The 3,830-nt window shown below is 33.4% G+C and carries 8 protein-coding genes and 1 pseudogene; all 9 read left to right on the forward strand.

What is annotated here, in order from left to right; all coding sequences use genetic code 11:
- Positions 1 to 145, forward strand: a 145-nt coding sequence (locus tag ACJ5GX_RS05160; protein ID WP_495292697.1) for an EF-Tu C-terminal domain-related protein, incomplete at its 5' end; no start/stop codon positions are given.
- Between the two features lie 14 nt (positions 146 to 159).
- A complete protein-coding gene (gene rpsJ / locus ACJ5GX_RS05165; RefSeq protein ID WP_012482004.1) occupies positions 160 to 480 on the forward strand; it encodes a 30S ribosomal protein S10 in 321 nt (106 codons plus the stop codon).
- A 9-nt stretch (positions 481 to 489) separates the two neighbouring features.
- Positions 490 to 1,212, forward strand: coding sequence for a 50S ribosomal protein L3 (gene rplC / locus ACJ5GX_RS05170; RefSeq protein WP_012482005.1), 723 nt, complete (start codon positions 490 to 492; stop codon positions 1,210 to 1,212).
- Between the two features lie 2 nt (positions 1,213 to 1,214).
- Positions 1,215 to 1,829, forward strand: coding sequence for a 50S ribosomal protein L4 (rplD, locus tag ACJ5GX_RS05175; protein WP_007302533.1), 615 nt, complete (start codon positions 1,215 to 1,217; stop codon positions 1,827 to 1,829).
- On the forward strand, positions 1,826 to 2,113 hold the full coding sequence (locus tag ACJ5GX_RS05180; protein ID WP_007302534.1) for a 50S ribosomal protein L23: 288 nt from the start codon (positions 1,826 to 1,828) through the stop codon (positions 2,111 to 2,113). The genes rplD and ACJ5GX_RS05180 overlap by 4 nt, the downstream gene beginning before the upstream one ends.
- A 1-nt stretch (position 2,114) precedes the next feature.
- Positions 2,115 to 2,939, forward strand: a complete 825-nt coding sequence (gene rplB / locus ACJ5GX_RS05185; protein ID WP_052265061.1) for a 50S ribosomal protein L2 — start codon at positions 2,115 to 2,117, stop codon at positions 2,937 to 2,939.
- Positions 2,940 to 2,942: 3 nt separating this feature from the next.
- Positions 2,943 to 3,227 carry a 30S ribosomal protein S19 gene (gene rpsS / locus ACJ5GX_RS05190; protein WP_010404687.1) on the forward strand — a complete coding sequence of 95 codons (285 nt, stop codon included), beginning with the start codon at positions 2,943 to 2,945 and terminating at the stop codon, positions 3,225 to 3,227.
- A 9-nt stretch (positions 3,228 to 3,236) separates the two neighbouring features.
- Positions 3,237 to 3,587, forward strand: coding sequence for a 50S ribosomal protein L22 (gene rplV / locus ACJ5GX_RS05195; protein ID WP_007302537.1), 351 nt, complete (start codon positions 3,237 to 3,239; stop codon positions 3,585 to 3,587).
- Between the two features lie 39 nt (positions 3,588 to 3,626).
- A pseudogene (locus ACJ5GX_RS05200) lies at positions 3,627 to 3,830 on the forward strand (30S ribosomal protein S3); the annotation flags it as partial.

Below are 3,830 nucleotides of genomic sequence, written 5' to 3' on the forward strand. Positions count from 1 at the left end.
AAAGGAGATGGTAATGCCAGGGGACAATGTAAGTATAGAAGTGGAGTTGCAAGTACCAATAGCAATGGATAAAGGATTACGTTTTGCGATAAGAGAAGGTGGTAGAACTGTTGGTTCTGGCGTTGTTTCGGAAATTTTAGAATGAGTATAATAACTAAGATGAAGCAAGATATATATATTAGAATCAAAGCTTTCGATTGTTCTTTGTTGGAAAAGTGTATTCGCGAGTTTATTGATCAATTAAAGCAGTTTAATGCAGATTTATCTGGTCCGATTGCGTTGCCAAGAAAAGATTCTAAATTTACTGTTAATAGGTCTCCTCATGTTGATAAAAAATCTCGTGAGCAATTTGAAATGAGAATTTCTAAGCGGTTAATTATTGTACATAATCCTACTTCTACTATGATGAAGATGCTTGCAGATTTATCTTTTTCTGCTGGTGTAGAAGTGGATTTAAAGGTTAAGGAAGTCAATATTTAGGAAAAGGAAATGAAGAGAATAAATTCGCTTAGGAGAATTGGTTTGTTAATGACCAATGTTGGCCATACTGCTATGTATTTTGATAATAGTCGCATGGCTGTAACCTTATTGCATCTCAGCGAAACTTATATTATCGATATAAAAGGACAAGATAAATGTGGCTACAATTCAGTCATTTTAGGCACAGGGGATTTAAAAAAAATAGCAAAACCTCAGTTGGAATATTTAAAGAAAAAGGGTATAAATAGTAAATGTAAATTATACGAAAGTAGATTAACTGATCTATTCGGAATAGAATGTGGTAAAAAGGTGGGGGTTAATCATTTTGTAGTTGGTCAATATCTTGACATTACGGGTTATTCTTTAGGCAAAGGGTTTGCTGGTGTGATGAAGCGGCATAACTTCAGTGGGCTTAGGGCATCTCATGGCGTTTCTATTGCTCATAGATCACAAGGTTCTACTGGTCAATGTCAAGATCCTGGTAGAGTATTCAAGGGGAAGAAAATGGCTGGTCATTTAGGTAATAGCAGAGTGACTGTACAGAATATGAAAATATTATCCATTGATTATGAAAATAGCATAATTGCTGTAAAGGGTAATAATGTTCCTGGGTTTAAAAACTCTTATGTTTTTGTGAGAGATGCAGTTAAAAAGCCTTTACATAAAGATGTTCCTTTTCCAGTAGGTCTGCTGTTGAATATGAGTGATGATGCTAATAATTTGGTGAGTTAGTTATGGAATGTGAATTAGTTGATCTATCTAATAATAATGTAGGTAGTGTTGAGCTTAATCCCTTGATATTTTCTGCCAAGCAAAAATTGAGTATTTTGCATGATATAGTGAGATGGCAATTAGCAAAGAGAAGAGTTGGTGCTCATAAAACAAAGGGTATCAGTGATGTTTCTGGTACAACAGCTAAGCCGTATGGTCAAAAACGTACCGGTAGGGCGAGACAGGGGAGCTTGCGATCTCCTCAGTTTAGAGGTGGTGGAATTATTTTTGGTCCTGTTGTGAGGAGTCATGCTTATTCTCTTAATAAAAAAGTACGTAAATTTGGTTTGAAAATTGCTTTATCTCTAAAATATTTAAATAATCAAGTTGTTGTTCTTGATAGTTTAAATGTTGATGTGAAGAAAACATCTAAAATGTGTGAATATATTAAAAATTTTAAATTTTCTTCTTTTTTAATAGTTGGTGATTATGGAGATGATTTGTTACGTGCTGCTAAAAATTTGCATTATGTAGATTTAATCAAACCTATTGGGTTAAATGTTTTTGATATATTGAATCATGAATGCGTGATGTTAACAAAAGACACTTTAAAGCATCTTGAAGGTAGATTGTTATGATTAAATATAATAATATAATAAAATCTCCTGTAATCACAGAAAAGGCTTCTCTTTTAAGAGAGAAGTTTAATAAATACTCTTTGTATGTTTTTGTAAATGTAAATAAGCGTCAAATAAAATCGGCAATAGAGTCTTTATTTAATGTCAGAATTTCTTCTATAAATGTTATTAGAGTTAAACCTAAATATAGACGTTTCAGGGGTGTGGTTGGTTGTAAAAAACAGAGAAAAAAGGTTTATTTTTCTTTGATGGATGGTCAAAAATTAGATATAATGAGCGTTTAATATGGGTATGAAATTTTTTAATCCTGTTACTCCGTCTTCTCGTGGGACTATATTAATAAGTAAAATTGGTTTATCAAAAGATAAGCCGGAGAAGTCTCTTGTATTTGGCAAGAAATCCAGTGGTGGAAGAAATAATCATGGTAGAATTACAACTCGTCACAGGGGTGGTGGTCACAAGAAGAAGTATAGAGTTATAGATTTTAAACGTAATAGAAGTGATCAGGGTATAGTTGAGAAAATAGAGTATGATCCAAATAGAAGTGGGTTTTTAGCATTAATATCATATAAGGAAGATGATACTAAATCTTATATATTAGCTCCTCAAGGTATGAAGCCTGGTGATGTTGTGACAGCTGGAGATGATGCTGATATTTTGCCAGGGAATTGTTTACTACTCAAGCATATACCTGTTGGTTCTTTCGTTCATAATGTTGAGCTGAAGCCAGGTAATGGTGCTGCGATTGCTAGAGCTGCTGGTTGTTATGCACAAATCGTTGGTCGTGATGGCCAATATGTTTTATTACGACTCAGGTCTGGTCAAATTAGGTTGATTTTATCTTCTTGCAAGGCTACTATTGGTGTAGTATCTAACCCTGACCATAAGAATAGAAAGTTGGGTAAAGCTGGGAGAAGTAGGTGGCTTGGGATTAGACCTGCTGTACGTGGAGTTGCAATGAATCCGGTTGACCATCCTCATGGAGGTGGAGAGGGAAAAACTTCTGGCGGTCGTCATCCTGTTACTCCTTGGGGTGTTGCAACAAAAGGAAAAAAAACTAGGAAAAAAAATAAATCTAGTGATAAGTATATAAAAAAATTGAAAGGTTAATTTATGAGTAGATCTGTATGGAAACCACCTTTTTTACACCCATCTGTACTAAGATTAGTTCAGAGAGCTTTAAAAGAGGGTTCTATTAATAAGGTGATAAAAATTCATTCCAGGGCTTCTGTAATTCTTCCTAATTGTTTGGGTTTAAAATTTGCTGTTTATAATGGTAAAGATTACATTCCTGTTAGTGTTGATAATCAGAATATGATAGGTCATAAATTCGGTGAATTTTCACCTACTCGTAAATTTACTGGGCATGGTGGTGATAAAAAGGCAACAAGAAGGTAGGCAATTGATATGAAAAATAGGGATATAATAGTTGAGGCTGGTTCTAAGGTTTTAAGATCAACTCCTCGCAAATTAAATTTGGTTGCTGATTTAGTGCGTAATAAAAAAGTTTCTTTTGCTAATGTACAATTAAGATTTTGTGAAAAAAAGGCTGCCGGTTTTATAATGAAGGTGTTGAATTCTGCAATTGCTAATGCTCAAAATAATTATGGATTGAACGTTGATAATTTATATATAAAGGAAATTTTAATAGGTAAGTCACTTACTTTGCGTAGAGTATATCCAAAAGCTATGGGTAGGGCTAATAGAATGAGCAAATTTTATAGTAATATAACTATAAAATTGAAAGAAATTGTATGATTTATAGAAATGGAAAATTAATAAGGAAAGTGTAAAAATATGGGACAGAAGGTTAATCCTAAAGTATTTAGATTGCAAATAAATAGTAATACCTGGGATTCTGTTTGGTGTGCTACGGACGATTATAAACAGAAATTGCATCAAGATCTATTTATTCGCAGTTATATAAATGAATCCTTTAAGCATGCTGGTATTTCTAAAGTAACTGTAGAGCGTACAGTTACTTTAGTGTCTGTAATAATA

The sequence above is a fragment of the Wolbachia endosymbiont of Tuta absoluta genome (genome assembly GCF_059414725.1).

Excerpts from the sequence above, each read along its gene's own strand:
- rpsJ (WP_012482004.1), top strand. The coding sequence starts at position 160 with ATGAAGCAAGATATATATATTAGAATCAAAGCTTTCGATTGTTCTTTG.
- rplC (WP_012482005.1), top strand. The coding sequence starts at position 490 with ATGAAGAGAATAAATTCGCTTAGGAGAATTGGTTTGTTAATGACCAAT.
- rplD (WP_007302533.1), top strand. The coding sequence starts at position 1,215 with ATGGAATGTGAATTAGTTGATCTATCTAATAATAATGTAGGTAGTGTT.
- ACJ5GX_RS05180 (WP_007302534.1), top strand. The coding sequence starts at position 1,826 with ATGATTAAATATAATAATATAATAAAATCTCCTGTAATCACAGAAAAG.
- rplB (WP_052265061.1), top strand. The coding sequence starts at position 2,115 with ATGGGTATGAAATTTTTTAATCCTGTTACTCCGTCTTCTCGTGGGACT.
- rpsS (WP_010404687.1), top strand. The coding sequence starts at position 2,943 with ATGAGTAGATCTGTATGGAAACCACCTTTTTTACACCCATCTGTACTA.
- rplV (WP_007302537.1), top strand. The coding sequence starts at position 3,237 with ATGAAAAATAGGGATATAATAGTTGAGGCTGGTTCTAAGGTTTTAAGA.